Consider the following 18,473-nt stretch of genomic DNA (forward strand, 5'->3'; position numbering starts at 1 on the left):
AACGTTGCGATCACACCACAAAAATATTTATGCCTCAGATTCTAGCTTATGTCATGTGTATTTTTGTATACCCATAAACATATCTAATGAGTAATTATACGGATCGGAATTTCACTAACTGTCACTTAGCGCACAGACAATGGGACTTAAGCCTATTGTTCCCTAGCTATAAAGGTAAGACTGCACCTTGACCTATTTAGTTTCATATTTTGTGCCAAGGGGGGTATCAGCAAAGAGGATGGGCGCGATCGCGGCGGCTGATCCGAGCCGATCATCGGCATATTCTTCGAGGCTATAGTACTGATCCATGCGATCGCATAGTCCTTCTGGACTTAAGCTCTGAATATTATGGCTAATGATGTAGCTTTGAGCCGCAGAGCCACGAAAGGCGGCAAAGGCTTCTTCACAATAGGCTTGCTTAGAATCTTTAGAAGCCGCAATCCAGTCTGAGCCATGCATATTACCACTGAGAATTGGTTGACCATTAGCGGGGATCACAGGACGACGTTCAGCAGCGATCGCTTGATAGGGTGCGATCAAAATGGTAAAGAGCATGACTACAACTAAAACAAGTCTTTGAAGAACATGAAAATTAAAAATTTGAATCATAATTTACTCGAAGTCTGGCTAAAAAGTCGTTAAGGTTTGATAACATTTCCTGATTAATCGCACTAAACATATCAAAATAGTAAGCGTAATATTATCGAATAGGTTGTATTGTCTGATCTCTGGGGATTTTTTAGCTTCTTGATAAATCCTCCTCCCTGATCATTTCGTTAAACTCATGTTGTTTACGATACAGAAAAAATTCACCTCTCCTAGTTCATCAAATTTACTAAATTTTCTAGCCCGCCAAATGTCCGAACACTATCTAAATCATCCTACTTTTGGCTTGCTATCTCGCTTATGTAGGGTAGATGAGTTTCGTAGTTTGTTTACCACTCTCTACGCTCAAAGGTTGTTTTTCCTAATTACTACTGGTCCTGACGGTGTTCAGTTTGAGCCTGTCTCACGAGCAGATGCGAAGCTCATGGTCGAAAACCAAATGCGATCGCTGCGGCGTGGTGGCACTGATACGGATCAAAAAAACTTACAGCACATATACAAGCGAACTTTTTCCCAATGACCTCGCGTATTTCTCTCAAAGCTGCCGCAAAAATTAATCTCTATCTGGAGATTACGGGGAATCGTATTGATGGGTATCACGATCTAGTGATGATTTTGCAGAGTATTGATCTATGTGATCGCGTTGATATTCGTAAAATCGGTACAGATGAAATTCAAATCCTTTGTACTAACCCTGAAGTACCTTGCGATCGCTCTAATCTGGCTTATAAAGCTGCTGCTTTGATGCAGAGCCTCTATCCAGAGATTGGGGGCATGGAGATCTCGATTGACAAGCGAATTCCGATGGGAGCTGGTTTAGCTGGTGGTTCAGCCAATGCCGCCGCAGTTTTTGTGGGGATTGATCGCCTTTGGGATTTGGGACTCACCCAGTCACAGCTTTGTGATTTTGCGGCTCAGTTAGGTTCTGATATTCCTTTCTGTGTTTCTGGTGGCACTGCTTTAGCGACAGGTCGTGGCGAAGTACTTTCACCTTTGCCCGATCTCATTGATTTGGTCTTAGTGATTTGCAAACCACGTCAGATTGCGATCGCGACTGCATGGGCTTATCAAACTTTCCGCAAGCAAGAGTTGCTTGCCACGAGTCAAGTCAAAAATCAAAATCTCTCTAGTCAAATAGTGGCAGCGATTGCTTCTGGTGGTGAGTCTGCACCTCATAAAATCGGGCGCTTACTTTACAACGATCTTGAGCGAGTAGTATTGCCTGAGTATCCTGCAATTGCTGAACTAAAAAATAAATTGCTAGATCAAGAATGTCTTGGTGCAATGATGTCTGGTTCAGGCTCAACAGTATTTGCGATCGCGCCCGATCTAGATCGCGCTCAGCAAATTGCTGAGGCTGTAAGAACCGATGACATTGATGTATGGGTGGTAAAGAGCTTAGTTAGATCGATCTTTGATGCTTGATCACAGCAAAGGGGCTTAAGCCCCTTTGCTGTGATCGCTGGGTTTTAATCGCTGGTATCTTGCAAGTGATCGCGATCTAATAACTCAATCTGTGAACCATTAATGGCAATTAATCCTTCACTACTAAGGCGATAAAAAGCCCTAGATAGGGTGGCTGGAATAGTTCCTAAAGTTGCGGCTAATTGAGTTTTGGTGACATCTAGAGTAATCACATTAGCGCCAAATTCGCGATCGCTCAAAGCCAATAAATAGGACGCTAATCGTTGTGGTACATCTTTGCAAGAGAGTTCTTCAACCATGTGCGCGAGTTTGCGTGAGTGGTTTGCCATACTCATCAACATATTGATGGCGATCGCAGGATATTGGTGCAGTAAATCGAGAAAGGGAAGTCGAGGAAAGAAAATTAATTCTGTGTATTCCAAAGCGATCGCCGAAGCGGGGAAAGCTTTGCCATCAAGGGCGGGGACTTCGGCAAAGTAGTCTTGCACATTCAGCAAGTGTAAGATGTGTTCCTTGCCATTAGCAGCCATTTTAAAAACTTTGACTCGTCCTGTTTGGACTATAAAAAATCCTGTTGCTTCACTATCTTGCTGGAAGATTACTTCACCCTTTTCAAATTTTTGCAGTTGAGCAATTTGAGCTAAAGGAATGATTTGCTCTGGCGATAATCCTTGAAAAATTAGAATCGTCTGCAACCAATGGCTCAAGTCTAATTTGTTTAACATTTTCCTCAATGCGATCGTTGCGTTAAACAACTATACTTCCAATCAAAAGATCACAGATGAGATTGGGGCTTGGTCTCCAAGCCCCTACCTTTGCAAAGGTGTTCATATACTTAACACACCAAAGCGCTAAGCCCTCACCCCTAGCCCCTCTCCCGCAGGATAGGGGAACAAGAAATCTAATATTTCTCCCCTTCTCCTGCGGGAGAAGGGGTTGGGGGATGAGGGGTGCGTCAAGATTAGTTCTAGAGTTAAGGATTTTTTTAGTTTTTTGACTTAAGTCAAAGACTTCTCAGGTGATGTTCTCCTATGCTATCGACAACAGATTAGATAACGAATTGCATATGACAACATTATTTGAAAAGCTTGGTGGCGCAGCAGCCGTTGATGTAGCCGTCGATCGCTTCTACGAAAGAGTATTACAAGACGATCGCATCAAACATTTTTTTGAGAATACCGATATGCAGAAGCAACGGATGCACCAAAAAGCATTTCTCACCTATGCGTTTGGCGGTACTGACAAATACAGTGGAGCGCAGATGCGTGAAGCTCACAAGGATCTGGTGGCGCAGCAAGGTTTAAACAGCGACCATTTTGATGCGGTTGCCGAGGATTTGATGATTACTCTCAAAGAGATGGGAGTTTCTGATGATCTTTTGGCAGAGGTGGCGGCAGTAGCGGCGGCTCCTCAACATAAAAAAGATGTTTTGAACGGCTAAGTATTTTGTCGAAAGTGTTGCAAAGGCGCACTTTCGACGTAGAACAAACAGGAGACTAAATAGATGGCAACTTTTCAAATCAGCAATACCGTAGGCGAAATCGTTCGCGATCGCCCTTCCCTTTCGCGACTGTTTGAACAAGCCAAAGTTGACTATTGCTGCGGCGGCAAGAAAACGTTGGATGAGGCATGTCGCAACAAAGGTATTGATCCGCAGACTTTTCTTGCCCAATTAGAGGCGATCGCTAATTCAAACACAGAGATAGAGATGAATGTGGCAACTCTATCCCTTACTAAACTAGCCGACCACATCGAACAAACTCACCATGCCTACCTACATACTGAGCTACCTCGCTTGGAAAAAATGGTAACCAAAGTTGCGGCGGTACATGGTGAGAAAGAACCACGCCTCCATCAAATCAAGGATATATTTCTCGCCGTATCCCAAGAACTAGAGACGCATTTGCAGAAGGAAGAAAAGATTTTATTCCCAATGATCCGTCAGTTAGAATCTAGCGACACCGTTCCTTCTTTTCACTGCGGCACGATCGCAAATCCTGTACATCAAATGGAATTTGAGCATGATGAAGCTGGCATTGCCCTCGGTCATCTAAGTCAACTCACCGATAATTACACTCCCCCTGAATGGGCTTGCAACACCTATCGCGCCATGCTGGACGGATTACTGAACTTTGAGCAGGATATGCACCAACATATTCATAAGGAAAACAATGTGCTGTTTCCTAAAGCGAGCGCTCTAGAGAAAATCAAAGCTAATTAGAATTAAGCGATCGCTATTACTTTGGATGGTAATTTTTAGGTGATCGCTTAATAATTATTTGTCCTTGCATAGGCGCAAACCATCACAAGCATCGCCAATAACTTATCGGTACTAAACAACAAAGCAAAACATTTTTGCTTATCTAATCTTGAATAGAAATAGACAATCTCAAAGGGTGTATCGGTTATTAGGTATAAAGATCCCAATCATTGGACATAGATGCTCTTTGTAATTCACCAATCACTTGACTTTGTTTCAGTGCATTGGAATTGCTGTGCATCTGTTATAACTTCTCGTATTTCATTCTCACAAATAGAGGGCACATTCGCTGGGCATTCCCTACGTGAGTAGTGATCACATCATCAAGTACAAGTCTTAAACTAGAATCTCCTTGATTCATCAATGTGTAGAACTTGACGTAAATATCTTTAATCTGTTTCTTTTTTTCAGGATACCTTCCAAGGTTAAGGAAATCTTCAGATCTTTCACATATAAACCCTCCAATGATCTCTTTACTGCAAACCTCTGTGCGGTAGCAGGTACTAGCATTTTCATAGAAATTATCCAGTTCTGAGTATGCTTTTTCTATTTTTTTGCGGTCTATTTCTTGGCTCACCTGTTCAAGCATTATTTTTTGTTTATTAACGCTACTTTCCTCTGAAATATTAGAAATATCTTTATGAATTTTTTCAAGATATTGATAGTAAGGCGCTACATTTCGATTGAATTGTTCAATTAATGCGATAGACTCCTTCCTCTGTCCCTGGTTTGTTTGCTGTAGTGCAGCTTGCAACTGAAACACTGCGACTGCTATACCTAAAACGACAGCAATTGTTTGAAGCCATGTAGCAGCTAGAGTCGCTTGCTCTGCAAAAGTTAATTGTTTAAAGGCTTGAATAATTTTTTTCATCATTTTGAAAACTGCGAAATCTAGCACTACAAATGTGCGAAACACCCTAAATAAATATTGTGCAACGATGATATTTGCAGTTTTTATTCTACCAATTGCTTTCCTTAGCGTCTTGGTTCATGATTCTTTAAAGTTTGAACTTTTCGGGGTTCCAATAAAGGAATGCCTCACCAGTAAAGGAAAGCAGCATAACTATGTATTACTTTGCAGATTGCAGGATAAATACTTATACAAGGAAAATGTTACATGAATTATCAGATAAAACAACCAAATAAGTGTAAAAAAGATTTTTGAAGATTAACACTCTCTGAATAAAGTTTTATTTGGCAAAATGCAACCTTGTAGATTGTCCCAGCGGAGAGTAACACACAAACAATTAGCATTAAGTAAGGTTTGATTCGTTACATTTCATTAATAAACCCTACAAGATCAGCGATTTTAGTTAAGTAATGTTTTTTGCGATCGCTATTACTTTGAATCGTGATTTTTAAGCGATCGCTATATTTATAAAACCTAGACCAAGGCAGGTTGCGCCTGTAAATTACAAAATGTTATTTAAAATTTTAGTTGTTTTGCATATCTTAGGAGCCACGGTCTGGACAGGTGGGCATCTGGTATTAACCGCAACCGTGCTACCTCAAGCTCTCAAACATCGCGATCCTGATCGCATCCATCAATTTGAAGAACATTTTGAAGGATTTGGACTGACAGCTCTTTTGTTACAGGTAACCACAGGGCTATGGCTTACATGGATTTATTTCCCAAGTTTCCAGAACTTCCTCTCTTTTGATTCATATCTCTCCACTTACATTGGCATCAAACTATTACTTCTATTAGGAACAATCGTCCTCGCAATTCATGCCCGCTTTTTCATCATTCCCAATCTCACTAAAGAGACATTAAACTCCTTGGCTTATCACATTGTCGGAGTGACCACCCTAGCCGTCTTATTCGTGATTTTAGGCGCAGGAATTCGAGTTGGTGGTTTCAATTAAAAAGAGAGGACACATAGTGTCCTCTCTTCAATCCGTTTTTGCGTGAGTACTATAGCGCTTTTCAAGCAAGCGAGGTACAAAGGATTGTTTCCCCGCCTTCGGCGGAGAAACAATCCAATACTTCACTAGACTGTGAACCGCTATATCTTTTTTATAGAAGATTTTTTAGCTTCTCTTGATATTCTTCAGGGGTGATACTTCCTGCTTTTAGTTCCTCATTGAGCAACTGTACTTGAGGCTCGATCGCTTTTTTCTTAGCGGCAATTTCTTCAGCTTTAGTTTTGTAGATTGCTTCACCCTCTTTCTTCGCTTGTTTAAAGGCTTGACGAATGCTAAAAGCATCCATCTCACCACCCGAAGCAAAGTATTCGTTGGCAACCTTACCCAACGCCCATGTACTGGCGTAGGCTGTAGTTGCGCCAACAACCATTCCGAACACGGGAACTAGTTTGGCTAGGTTACTCACTGCGATTCTAGTGCCAGTGATCCCCAGACTGCCAAAAATAGCCTTGCGGAAATCGTCACGGTTGCGGTCATAGCCCCAACTTTGCCCGATCGCTTGGGCAAGATCAAGTTGATTCCAATAGATCAACATATCGAAGGCGATCGCAATTCCAGGGATCGGGAAAGCGCCTAAAACAGCATTTAAAAAACAGGCATCGGTAGTAGCACTCTCGACCTCAGCCGCACGTTTGTCAGGATCATCGATTTGGCGTACCTGCTCTGAAATTGAGGACTTAGTAGAGCGTCGCTCTAGAGTCTCTAGCCATTCTTGTTTGCCCCAAAGTTTAGAACTAGTAAAAGTTGCACCAATTTTATCTAACAGTTCCTTTTCTTCAGGACTACACTCACCATCGATATTTGCCATCGCATAGGCTGACTGATAAACCATCTCCTGTGCGATTTCGCTGGTAATTTGGGTCAGTAATTCATCAATTGGCGCATCTTCTTCATTCAAGAGGCGATCGACGGTAATACCCTCGGGCAGATGAATTTCTTCAAAGGTATCGGCAAGACTGGCAAACTCTTCTTCGAGCAGTTTGCCGTCGGCTTTTGCCATGCTCACCAAAACCTTAAAGCTTGCCAACACTTCTTGCTGATTGACTACGGACATCAGATACTTACTCCTTTCCAGAAATTATCATTGATGGTAACAGCGATCGCTATCTAAGTTTGTATAAAGCTAATCTCAAACTCAAAATCCATAACAGGTTAATTTCAACACTAACTTTCCTTGGTGGGAATATTAACATAAGATAAGATTTGATACAGAGTCTTCACACTGCTAACTTCAACTAAGAACTATGATTGTCGCAATTCCAGAACCATTTAAAACTGTGGTGACCTTTGCTCACCCACTTCTGATGCTCCTAACTCTATTTTTGGCACTTTATTCAGGATATGTCGGCTGGCAATATCGCAGGATTCGCAGCACTGAAGGGGAAGAGAAAAAAGCCTTAATATCCAAACGTTACAACATCCTGCATCACAAACTTGGATCAGCCTTTTTGGTGTTGATGGTAGCAGGTGCTATCGGCGGTATGGCAGTCACCTATAACGATAGCGGCAAACTATTTGTGGGTGGACATCTACTAGCAGGTTTGGGTTTAACATTTTTAGCTGCATTGTCTGCTGCGCTTGCACCATTGTTACAACAGGGTAAAGAATGGGCGCGAGTTACACATATTACGGTGAATACTGCTTTGATTGGCGTTTTTGCATGGCAAACTCTCACAGGTTGGCAAATCGTGCAGAGGATTTTAGAACAAATGTCCAAAGCTTCTTAATAAAAAAGGGCGCTAAGCGCCCTTTTTTATTAACGATAGTTTGTAAATTGTAGAGCAAGTGGAAAGTCTTCTGTCTTTACAAGTTGGATGATTTCTTGAAGTTCGTCTTTTGATTTGGAAGTAACCCGCAATGCATCGCCTTGAATAGAAGCCTGAGCTTTAGGAAAATTATCGCGGATAGTTTTAGATAGTTTTTTTGCTTGTTCTTGCTCAATTCCGCGCTTCAACTTAATCTTTTGAACTACGCGATTACCACTAGCAGATTCCACTTCGCCGTAGTCAAAGATTTTTAGAGACAATCCACGCTTAATTGCTTTAGACTGCATCACGTCAACCACAGAGGTAAGCGTCATTTCACTATTAGTGTTAATGGTTATTGATTCTTTTTCAAGCTCAACTTCTGTTTTAGTGCTTTTTAAGTCATAGCGACTAACAATTTCACGACGGGTTTGATCGATCGCATTGACAAGTTCTTGATGGTCAAAATCGCTAACTATATCGAAAGAATAACTAGAAGCCATAGATTTATTTTAGGTTTTATTGATTTCTAAATGCATAATGTATCTCATCGTACCAAAAAACTAATAATTAGCTGGGCATAATTAGTCCGAAAAAACCTGTGGTGCACGCGCAGCTTGAGCCACAGGTTTTTGGGGTTATTCCCAAAGCCGCTTGCCTTCCTCTCCTTGCAAGCGATCGTGCGTATCCCTCAAAAGCTTAGGAATATCTAATTTTTCTGGACATCGGGGCAAGCAATCACCACAGTCCGTACAGCGAATTGCTTTACGCCCAGGGAACCAATGCCCTGCATTTTCAAACATTTTGTAGCGATATTTGCCAAACTCCACCATATCAAAGCCGATCGCGAGATTTCTCAACCTTAGTACTTCAGGAATATTGATTTCTTCAGGGCAAGGTAAGCATTCATAACATTGGGAACAGAGTTCGCTTTCGAGGATGGTATAGCGACGATTCATACAATCAAGAACTGCTTGTTCTAATTCGGACATTGGCTGATCGTTGTCCCATGCATCTTGATGCGAGTCAATTTCAGCAGGATTAGCCGCACCGAGACTGAGGGTATGCACACGGGGATCGCTGAGCAGAAAGCGATCGCACATATACAAAGCCGTAAAGGGATAGCTCACTCCTGCTAATTCTTCTGAGGGGTTATATAGCATTCCGCCTTTATCCGATGGCGAAATGATAAATACGCCCATATCTTTTTCGTGGGCTAGTTGTACCGCAGGGGCATTGCGTTGATTGAAGTAGTAATAATGTAGATTAATTGACTCAAATAAGTCGGTGTTGATCGTATTGAGAATTACGTCAAGGGGCGCATGGGTAGAGAATCCGACATGACCAATCATTTTTTGATCGACGGCTTCTCTAACGGCTTTCATACAGCCATTTGGATTGGTGACTAAGTCGAGATGTTCTTGTAAGTTAATGCCATGTATGTCGAAGTTATCAACATAGTCCACATTCATCTTTTTGAGGGACTGCTCGATTTGGCGACGCATGGAGTCTGCGTCTTTGGTTGGCGATATTTTGGTGGTCAGATAAAAGCGATCGCGTTGTTGGCTCAATCCATTTCGCATCGCTTTGCCGATAAACTCTTCGCTCTTGCCATAGCCTTGAGCAGTTTCAATATGATTGATGCCAACTTCTAAAGCTCTTGAGATCGTTTTGTGGGCATTGTCCGCCGATTCCATATAGCGCATTGCTCCTAATGAAAAGACGGACAGGAGCATCTCAGTTTTGCCAAAACGACGATAGCGCATAGATAATTCACTAAAATATATTTAATCTTAATCCACAAAATTAGAATGGCGGCGCGTTGCGCCGCCATTCGTCAAGAAAAAATGTTTTTTAAAATTGGCGACGAGCAAAGATGAGAATCGCGATCGCCAAGGTCAATAGCGCATAACTCAGGATATATACGCCATTGTTAAACATATCTGGCAAGCTTGGCAAAATATTGTAAACCGCCTCATTTTTCAGATTAGCACGGGATAAATCGGGCAGAATCATATATAAAGTACGGGTTACAGCTTGTAAGCTGGGATTCTTAGAAATTTCACCCAATAACAACAAATCACGGCTAAAGTTACCGATGAAATAAGCGGCAAGGGTTAGCAAAGAGGCAATCAGAGAACCTGAAAAGGAACCAAAGAAAATGGCGATCGCGCCTAGCAGCATGATCTGCCAAAAGATAAAAAAGTTGGCTGTGAGAATTGAAGGAATCGGAATCGGAATATTTTTGATCGCCATCAGGGCAATAAAAATTACGGTCATAATCGATACCAAGGCTCCAACCACAGCAGTTAAGCCTAGATGTTTGCCCAGCACAAATTCGGCACGATGCATTGGCTTAGCAATCAAGATAAAAATTGTGCGTTTGTCAATTTCCTTATTGATCAGATTCGTACCAACCAACACCGCCACAATCAAACTCACTACTTCGATCGCGGCAATACCAACATCGACAATCATCTTTGCCGATGAGTCATAGGAAAACTCTGGCAGCATCAGCATCGCTGATACCACAATCACGGTATACAGCAAAGATAGATACAGCACCTGTTCGCGCACAGTTTCGCGAAATACGTTGGTGGCGATCGCCCAAACGCGCCCTAAACTTAGACTCAGGTTCAGGCTCAAGTTCATAGGTCTAAAGAATCCTCATACGTCCTAACATGATTGCATTTTATCGCACAATTAGAGGGGTGATTCGCTCCAACTATGCAGTATGCTAACAACCTATGAATAACTGGACTACAATTCTTCCCTTTATCCAAGAATTAACTAGGCAGGTAGGCGATCGCCTCCTTGTGGATTTTGAACAGGCGCGAGTGGCGATCGCTAAGGATGATGGCAGCCTTGTAACTAAAAGCGATCGCTGGGCAGATGCCTATATCAAAGCAGCACTGGAAAAAGAGTTTCCTGAATATGGCGTTTTAACTGAAGAGTCAACGCAAATTTTGCCTGATCGCGAATGGGCTTGGGTAGTTGATCCCCTAGATGGCACAACCAATTTTGCTAGAGGGATTCCGATTTGGGGCATATCCTTGGGGCTATTGCATCGTGGTACACCTGTATTTGGCTATGTTGCCATACCGCCACTGCATCAAAATATTTATGGTTGGTCAGATGCGCATGGCTCAGCAGCATTTCTCAACGACACACCGATTCATTTACCTGAGACTACACCTGATCCTGATGCACTTGGCAATTACTTTTTTAGTGCCTGTTCCCGCAGTCTCGAAAAAATGGGTCGATCTAAGTTCCCTTTTAAATTACGAATGTTGGGCGTGGCTAGTTATAACATTTTGACGGTGGCGATCGGCTCAACGATTGGCGCAGTAGAAGCAACTCCAAAGATCTGGGATATCGCGGCTGTATGGGTAATTCTCAAAGCGATCGGCGCGATCTGGATTCCCTTGGAGGATTCTCAAAAAATCTTTCCATTAGAGATGGGGAAAGACTACAGTAGCCGTAATTTCCCAACCTTAGTAGTTAGCCATCCTGAACTCTTGCCAATGGCTCAAGAAATAGCAAAGCCATTTATCCATTAGTTACGATGCGATCATCAAAGACAAAACATTCGCCTTCCCAGAGACTTTCTTCGGGGGGAACTTCTGCTAGATATTTGAGAATGCCTCCCTTAAGATGGTAAACCTCATCAAAGCCTTGAGACAACATATACGCACTTGCTTTCTCGCAACGGATGCCACCTGTGCAGAACATGGCGATTTTTTGCTGCTTGCGATCGCTTAAATTCTCCTCAACATACTTAGGAAACTCATGGAAAAAGTCTAAATTAGGATCGATCGCTCCTTTAAAAGTGCCAAATTCCACCTCATAAATATTGCGCGTGTCAATGACCAATACATCTGGATCACTAATTAATTGATTCCAATCTTGAGGACTTACATAGGTTCCCACTTCTTTACTAGGATCAATATCAGAAACTCCAAACCTTACAAGTTCTTTTTTGAGTCTTACCCTTAATTTGTTATATGGCATAACATCACAATAGGTTTCTTTATGCTCTAAACCTTGCAAACGTGAGTCAGATCGTAAGTAGCTTAACAGGGCATCAATTCCCTCTCGACTGCCTGCGATCGTGGAGTTAATTCCTTCCCGTGCTAATAAAATTACTCCTTTAAGTTCATGACTTTTACAAAAATCCGTAATTGCAGGACGCATCAATACATAATCAGCAAGATCAGCAAAATGATAGAACGTAGCAACAACAAAAGGCTCAGACTTCTCTAAGTACTTAGCAAGAGACTTTTCCATGACAAAGTTAGTCAGCTTTTCCCCTCTACAAGTTACCTGCTGTTCCTTAACTACAGAAAATCCCCGACTCTTGAAAAATGCGATCGCCGTAATACTTACTTCTACAAATAAACGTTCTATTTTTAATTCTAGAGCCTTTGCCTCGATCGCTCGGTATAACCGCGTTCCGACACCGCAGCGCTGATAGTCCTTATGGCAAAAGAAACAATCAATATGACCATTAGTTTCTAGTTGAGCAAAACCAATAATTTTGCCTTCTTCTTCCGCAACGTAGGTAAAGTTGTTACTACAATCTTCTGTCCAGTTAGTAAAATACAAGTCATCGGGAGCCCAAGCTTTGACCTGCTCAGGTGAATAATCGCGAATATTCACCTCGCGGATAGTGTCATGGAACAACTGGGCAATCTGATCGCTATCTTGTTCTTGAAATAATCGAATTAGCATAGTTTTAATATTTATAGAATGGCTAGTGCGAAACGCTACCCATCTCTACTCTAGATCAAAAAGGATAGTTCGATTTACCGCAATCACCTATCACTGATGTTTCGTGGAACTCAGATGATGAATCTCTTGCTGCTAGCGAAGTAGGGCAACCACGGAGGGATTGCCCCTACCTGTAAATTTTAGATCTTGTAGGGGCTGTGCCCCCGTGCCAGCCCTAGACTGATGTCATCGAAAGAATTCCTTCCACCTAACATCAGCTATTAAATAAACCACAAGAAATTTTTTAAATTTCTTGGTTTGGTTTTGAGCGCAAAGCGCTGTAGGTTGTTTATTTGCCAATGCAAAACCTACTGAAAATTTGATCTAGAACTGATTCGGTAACCTCTTCGCCTGTAATTTCACCGATCGCACTAATCGCATCTCGTAAATCAATTGTCCAGAAATCAAGCGGTAACTGATCGGCGATCGCGATTTGCACATGATCTAGAGATTGGACAACCCTTAACAAACAAGCTTTCTGACGCTGATTAATGGCAACATCTATATTTGCCGCAGCGATCGCATCTTGGTGAATACATCTTAAAATCGCCGCTTCTAGCTCCTCGATTCCCTGTTGTTGAGAAGCCGCAGTTTTGACAATGGGAATACCCTCACCCCCCAGCCCCCTCTCCCGCAGGAGAGGGGGAGTAAAAATATAATCTTGTTCCCCTCTCCCCATGGGAGAGGGGTTGGGGGTGAGGGCTTCTTGCTCACTGGGGCTAGGGACAAGATCAATCTTGTTGATCACCAAAATTACAGGGCGATCGCGTACAGTCTCGTAGATTTCTACATCCTTCTCACTCCAGCCCACACTTGCATCAATTACCATCAACACTAAATCCGCAGACTGAGCCGCTTGCCGCGATCGCTCTACACCGATCTTCTCTACCACATCTTCTGTTTCCCTAATCCCTGCGGTATCCAGAACTTGAATGGGAATGCCACCCACCACTAATTGCGAATCAACAACATCGCGAGTCGTCCCTGGCAAGTCCGTAACGATCGCCCGATCACTACGGCTCCAAGCATTTAATAAACTTGATTTACCAACATTGGGGCGACCGACGATCGCTACTTTTAGCCCCGTTCGCAATAGTTCACCGCGATCGGCTGTTGCTAAGATTCGTTGTGATTCTTGAGAAACTGCAAGGATTTCTGCTTTTACCCATTCCACATCAAGAGGCGGCAAATCATCTTCAAAATCAATCCTTGCTTCGATTTCAGTTAAGACATTCAAGCATTTACCACGCAGATATTTTAAAGACTGAGCGAGCTTGCCACGGAGAGAGGCAATCGCTGTTTGGGCTGCTTGGGCAGATTTAGCACCGACTAAATCATTAATACTTTCAGCTTGCGTCAGATCGATTCGACCATTGAGAAAAGCTCTTAAACTAAATTCTCCTGCTTCTGCAAGTCTTGCACCCTGCTCTAAACAAAGATTTAACACCTGCTGAACTGCCATAATTCCCCCATGACAATGAAACTCTACGACATCTTCGCGAGTAAAAGAACGAGGTGCTTTCATCAATAGCAATAAACTTTCATCGATAATAGTTTTCGTGACTGGATGCTTCACGTAGCCATAAAGAATACGATGACTTTCCCAAACTTGCTTGCCGCCTGCATGGAAAAGCTGCTGCGCGATCGCCATTGCCTGCTCTCCAGACAATCTCACAATGCCCACACTCCCCTGTTGCGGTGAAATAGCCGTGGCAATGGCAGCGATCGTGTCAGATAAACTCATACCGTTACTCTCAAAACCTGAATAAATGACTTATAGCAATTACCAATTAAATGAACCCCAAGAAATTTTTGAAAGTGTTGCTTCGCAACACTTTCAAAAATTTCTTGGGTTGGGCTTGAGCACAAAGCCCTGTATAATTGCTATAGGAAATAACCTTATAATTGTTATAAGATAGGGAAAGATAAGATTGTAGACCAAGATTAAAAACTAATTTTGTGATGTTAAGGGGATATATGCCACAAAACAATTTTTTAACTTAACCAAATACATCTTAAGGGTTTTTAAATCAAAATGATTATAAGCCTTGCATTGACTGGATTACAGAGTTTTTGGGATTATTACTCGATAAATCTACTAACCCCTTATCTATTTTAGATTAATTTCGCATCTGGGTCTTCTTTAAATTATGCCTAAATTTACTAATGGCGATTTGCCAACCTACCCAGAAAAACGCAGAAATTCTTCAAACAATGGGAAGGTAAAAACGGCAAAGAATACAGTCAAAGAGACATTAAAATTGCATCAAGCAATTTTAGATAGTGCCAACTACTCAATTATTGCGACAACTGTTGATGGAATAATTTGTGCTTTTAATACCACGGCTGAGCGTTGGCTAGGCTATGCAGCATCAGAAATGATCGGCATTTGCACTCCTGAACGCTTTCATGATTTATCAGAGGTTCAGCAACGGGCGATCGCCTTAACTGAAGAGTTAGGCAGAGCAATTCCAGTAGGCTTTGAGGTGTTTGTCGCCAAAGCAAAACTAGGGCAAATAGAAGAAAGAGAATGGACATATATCCGTAAAGATGGATCGCGATTTCCTGTGATGCTTTCCATTTCAGCCCTAAGAAATGACGATAATCAAATTTCAGGATTTTTAGGCATTGCTGGTGATTTGTCAAATCGCAAGCTCGCAGAAACCAAATTTCAAACTACTTTACGCGAGTTAGAATTTCAAAAATTTGCCCTTGACCAAGCAGCGATCGTTGCTGTTACAGATTTAGATGGAGCGATCACCTATGCCAATAGTAAATTTTGCGAAATTTCTGGATATCGCCAAGATGAATTAATCGGGAAAAATCATCGATTTATCAATTCAGAGTATCATTCACCAGAATTTTTTGCCAACCTGTGGGACACCATTTCTAGTGGTAAGGTTTGGCGTGGCGAAATTCGCAATAGGGCTAAAGATGGCTCATTTTACTGGACTGACAGTACGATCACCCCCTTACTGGATGATTGTGATAAGCCTGTCAAATATTTGGCAATTCGATTTGATATTAGCGATCGCAAAAAATTTGAAGAAACTCTACGTCTCCAAGAACGGGCGATCGCTTCTAGCCAAAATGGCATCGTCATTACTGATTTTCGTCTCCCTAATAATCCTGTTGTCTATATCAATTCTGCATTTGAACAAATTACTGGTTATGAAGCTAGTGAAGTAATCGGTAGAAATTGTCGTTTTTTGCAAGGAAACGATGTATTTCAACCTGAAAAAGATATTCTCAGAAATGCAATTTTAAAAGGAGAATCTTGTAGCGTTGTCATCAGAAACTATCGTAAAGATGGCTCTTTATTTTGGAATGAGTTAAATGTTTCGCCAATATTTGATGACATGGGTAAAGTAACTCACTTTATTGGTATCCAATCAGATATTACGGCTAGGAAAGTAGCAGAAAAAGATTTAAAAAGACAAATGCGTCTTACGGTATTGCTTAATCGCATTACTGATGAAATTCGTCAAAGCCTAGATATAAAGAGCATCTTTCAAACGGCAGCTCATCAAATTCAGTTAGCCTTTCATGCTAGCCGTTGCCTGATTTATAAACTGGATTATCACAACCATGATTCAGCTTTACAATCTCAAATTTCTCTAATGTCGGAACAATTAGCTGAAAAAATTTTTTCGGTCAAAGATATTGAATTACCTTTGTTGGATAGTGCCTTTGGCAAAAAAATTTCTAGTCAAGACCAAGCGATCGCGATTACCAATGTCTACACCGATCCAGACTTAGATGAGTTTGGTGAACTATTCTACCGAATGCAATTGCGATCACTCTTAGCAATCCGTACTTCATCCCATGGATTGACCAATGGGATTATTTTATTACACCACTGTAATAGCTTTCACGAATGGACAATTGAAGAGAAAGAATTGCTCGAATCCGTAGCAAATCAAGTTAGTATCGCTCTATCACAAGCAAATTTACTCATGCAAGAAACCCGTCAACGGGAACAACTAATTAAACAAAATAAAGAGTTAGAAGAAGCACGAGTAATCGCAGAAGCTGCCAATCGCTCTAAGAGTGATTTCTTGGCGACCATGAGTCATGAGATCCGCACACCCATGAATGCCGTAATTGGGATGACAGGGGTTTTACTGGATACAAATTTGACTAGAGAGCAACGGGAATTTGTGGAGATCGCGCGTAATGCGGGCAATACCTTGCTGACAATCATCAATGACATTTTAGATTTTTCCAAAATTGAATCAGGACATTTAGAACTAGAAGAACAAACCTTTGATTTGCGAACTTGTTTGGAAGATACGATCGAGCTGCTTTCAGCTAAGGCGTTGGAAAAAGGTATTGAACTTGGTTATTTGATTCATCCCGATGTGGATTTGATTGTGATTGGTGATATGACGCGATTACGGCAAGTTTTAGCAAATTTAATTGGTAATGCGATCAAATTTACAAGTCATGGTTCTGTAAACATTTCAGTTACCCAAATGCTCATTTCACATTATTTACGGTGTGAACTTAGCAATCATCATGAAGAAGCTCAGTTGTTGCGAACTTTACAATTTGCGGTAAAGGATACGGGGATTGGTATCCCTAGCGATCGCTTATATCGACTGTTTCAGCCCTTTAGCCAAGTAGATGCCTCAACCACTAGACAATATGGTGGAACTGGGCTAGGGCTGGCAATCAGTAAACGTCTATGTGAACTGATGGGTGGCACCATGTGGGTGGAAAGCTGTGAGCAGAAAGGTTCTACTTTTTACTTTACGATTACGGCTCCAGTTAACATTTGGGAACAGCCTGAAACAATTAATATCAAAGACTCACAACTAATCTCACCCACTGCGCGATCACCCCAGTCAATTAGCGAAACAATCAGTCAAAATATTGCTCAAGACTTAACCAATCAGACAAATACGGCACAAATTTCACTAGTCTTACCCAAGCAAAGTTTTGCCTTTGATCCACTCATGGCAAGAAATCATCCACTGCGGATTTTGCTAGCTGAAGACAATGTGGTTAATCAAAAAGTAGCGATACATATTTTGCAACGTATGGGCTATCGCGCTGATGTCGCAGCTAATGGCTTTGAGGTACTATCGGCGCTTTCACAGCAACACTATGACTTAGTGTTTATGGATATGCAAATGCCAGAGATGGATGGACTTGAAGCTACTCGACTGATAGAGCAAAATTGGCAAAACGGTAAAATTTTGTCCAAACCGAGGATTGTGGCAATGACAGCTAATGCCATGCAAGGCGATCGCGAGATTTGTCTAGCCGCAGGTATGGATGACTACCTCAGCAAGCCAATCATAAACGCTGAACTTGTGAGGGTTTTGCGAGAATGTCCGTCCGTTATACCAAATAAATCTAGTCCATTATCTTCGATTAATATTTCTACTCTCTATGAAGCCGCCAGTGATATTGGCGGTGAAGATTCAGATTTTTTGATTGAACTGATTGAGAGTTATCTAGATAATACGCAATCACTCCTCCAAGAGTTATATACTAGCTTTGCACAGAAAAATTTTGAGGTGATGGTGCGGACTGTTCACACCTTAAAATCCAGCAGTAGTGTAATTGGTGCAGAAGATCTCTCAACTCTATGCCGCGAATTGGAAACAAATCTACGCAATCAAAAATATGAGGACTTAGATATCAAAATCAATAAAATTACTGATGAATATGCAAATGTTAAATCTGAGTTAGAGCATGAAAAATATCACTAAACTCTTCAGGTAGACGCATGT

At 41.7% G+C, this 18,473-nt stretch carries 17 protein-coding genes; 8 read left to right on the forward strand and 9 right to left on the reverse strand.

Annotated elements, in window-relative coordinates; all coding sequences use genetic code 11:
* Positions 1-192: 192 nt before the first annotated feature.
* Positions 193-609 (reverse strand): hypothetical protein, encoded by a 417-nt coding sequence (locus ABM313_RS11060; RefSeq protein WP_434687965.1) that lies wholly within the window; start codon positions 607-609, stop codon positions 193-195.
* Positions 610-856: 247 nt separating this feature from the next.
* Between ABM313_RS11060 and pipX the strand changes: the two genes are divergently transcribed.
* Both pipX and ispE read left to right on the forward strand, forming a co-directional pair.
* Positions 857-1,126, forward strand: a complete 270-nt coding sequence (gene pipX, locus ABM313_RS11065) for a transcriptional coactivator PipX (protein ID WP_281007288.1) — start codon at positions 857-859, stop codon at positions 1,124-1,126.
* Positions 1,123-2,031 (forward strand): 4-(cytidine 5'-diphospho)-2-C-methyl-D-erythritol kinase, encoded by a 909-nt coding sequence (ispE, locus tag ABM313_RS11070; RefSeq protein ID WP_434687967.1) that lies wholly within the window; start codon positions 1,123-1,125, stop codon positions 2,029-2,031. The genes pipX and ispE overlap by 4 nt, the downstream gene beginning before the upstream one ends.
* Positions 2,032-2,075: 44 nt before the next feature.
* Here ispE and ABM313_RS11075 read toward each other — a convergent pair whose 3' ends face one another.
* A complete protein-coding gene (locus ABM313_RS11075; RefSeq protein WP_434687969.1) occupies positions 2,076-2,756 on the reverse strand; it encodes a Crp/Fnr family transcriptional regulator in 681 nt (226 codons plus the stop codon).
* 341 nt (positions 2,757-3,097) lie between these two features.
* Between ABM313_RS11075 and ABM313_RS11080 the strand changes: the two genes are divergently transcribed.
* A complete protein-coding gene (locus ABM313_RS11080; RefSeq protein WP_434687971.1) occupies positions 3,098-3,472 on the forward strand; it encodes a group I truncated hemoglobin in 375 nt (124 codons plus the stop codon).
* Between the two features lie 63 nt (positions 3,473-3,535).
* Positions 3,536-4,252 carry an iron-sulfur cluster repair di-iron protein gene (gene ric, locus ABM313_RS11085; RefSeq protein ID WP_434687973.1) on the forward strand — a complete coding sequence of 239 codons (717 nt, stop codon included), beginning with the start codon at positions 3,536-3,538 and terminating at the stop codon, positions 4,250-4,252.
* Between the two features lie 283 nt (positions 4,253-4,535).
* Here ric and ABM313_RS11090 read toward each other — a convergent pair whose 3' ends face one another.
* A complete protein-coding gene (locus ABM313_RS11090; RefSeq protein WP_434687975.1) occupies positions 4,536-5,165 on the reverse strand; it encodes a hypothetical protein in 630 nt (209 codons plus the stop codon).
* 545 nt (positions 5,166-5,710) lie between these two features.
* On the opposite strand from ABM313_RS11090, the gene ABM313_RS11095 reads away from it, so the two are divergent.
* Entirely contained in the window at positions 5,711-6,157 is a 447-nt protein-coding gene (locus ABM313_RS11095; protein ID WP_434687977.1) for a CopD family protein, read from the forward strand.
* 151 nt (positions 6,158-6,308) lie between these two features.
* On the opposite strand, the gene ABM313_RS11100 is transcribed toward ABM313_RS11095, so the two are convergent.
* On the reverse strand, positions 6,309-7,271 hold the full coding sequence (locus ABM313_RS11100; RefSeq protein WP_434687979.1) for a hypothetical protein: 963 nt from the start codon (positions 7,269-7,271) through the stop codon (positions 6,309-6,311).
* A gap of 190 nt (positions 7,272-7,461) precedes the next feature.
* On the opposite strand from ABM313_RS11100, the gene ABM313_RS11105 reads away from it, so the two are divergent.
* Positions 7,462-7,944 (forward strand): DUF4079 domain-containing protein, encoded by a 483-nt coding sequence (locus ABM313_RS11105; RefSeq protein ID WP_434687981.1) that lies wholly within the window; start codon positions 7,462-7,464, stop codon positions 7,942-7,944.
* Between the two features lie 29 nt (positions 7,945-7,973).
* Here the strand turns inward: ABM313_RS11105 and ABM313_RS11110 are convergent, their stop codons facing one another.
* The 3 genes from ABM313_RS11110 to ABM313_RS11120 form a co-directional block, all read right to left on the reverse strand.
* Positions 7,974-8,465, reverse strand: coding sequence for a YajQ family cyclic di-GMP-binding protein (locus ABM313_RS11110; RefSeq protein WP_434687983.1), 492 nt, complete (start codon positions 8,463-8,465; stop codon positions 7,974-7,976).
* A gap of 135 nt (positions 8,466-8,600) precedes the next feature.
* Positions 8,601-9,728, reverse strand: a complete 1,128-nt coding sequence (locus ABM313_RS11115; protein ID WP_434687984.1) for an aldo/keto reductase — start codon at positions 9,726-9,728, stop codon at positions 8,601-8,603.
* Between the two features lie 88 nt (positions 9,729-9,816).
* A complete protein-coding gene (locus ABM313_RS11120; protein ID WP_434687986.1) occupies positions 9,817-10,614 on the reverse strand; it encodes an ABC transporter permease in 798 nt (265 codons plus the stop codon).
* A gap of 95 nt (positions 10,615-10,709) precedes the next feature.
* Between ABM313_RS11120 and ABM313_RS11125 the strand changes: the two genes are divergently transcribed.
* A complete protein-coding gene (locus ABM313_RS11125; protein ID WP_434687988.1) occupies positions 10,710-11,522 on the forward strand; it encodes an inositol monophosphatase family protein in 813 nt (270 codons plus the stop codon).
* On the opposite strand, the gene ABM313_RS11130 is transcribed toward ABM313_RS11125, so the two are convergent.
* Both ABM313_RS11130 and mnmE read right to left on the reverse strand, forming a co-directional pair.
* Positions 11,512-12,693: a rhodanese-related sulfurtransferase gene (locus ABM313_RS11130; RefSeq protein WP_434687989.1), complete on the reverse strand. Its 1,182-nt coding sequence runs from the start codon at positions 12,691-12,693 to the stop codon at positions 11,512-11,514. The genes ABM313_RS11125 and ABM313_RS11130 overlap by 11 nt on opposite strands.
* Before the next feature lie 328 nt (positions 12,694-13,021).
* Positions 13,022-14,476, reverse strand: coding sequence for a tRNA uridine-5-carboxymethylaminomethyl(34) synthesis GTPase MnmE (gene mnmE, locus ABM313_RS11135; RefSeq protein WP_434687991.1), 1,455 nt, complete (start codon positions 14,474-14,476; stop codon positions 13,022-13,024).
* A gap of 406 nt (positions 14,477-14,882) precedes the next feature.
* Between mnmE and ABM313_RS11140 the strand changes: the two genes are divergently transcribed.
* Complete coding sequence (locus ABM313_RS11140; RefSeq protein ID WP_434687992.1) at positions 14,883-18,452, forward strand: PAS domain S-box protein; 3,570 nt, start codon at positions 14,883-14,885, stop codon at positions 18,450-18,452.
* The last annotated feature ends 21 nt before the right edge of the window (positions 18,453-18,473 follow it).

Source organism: Pseudanabaena minima str. Chao 2107, assembly GCF_051131155.1.
Taxonomy (GTDB): Bacteria; Cyanobacteriota; Cyanobacteriia; order Pseudanabaenales; family Pseudanabaenaceae; genus Pseudanabaena; species Pseudanabaena minima.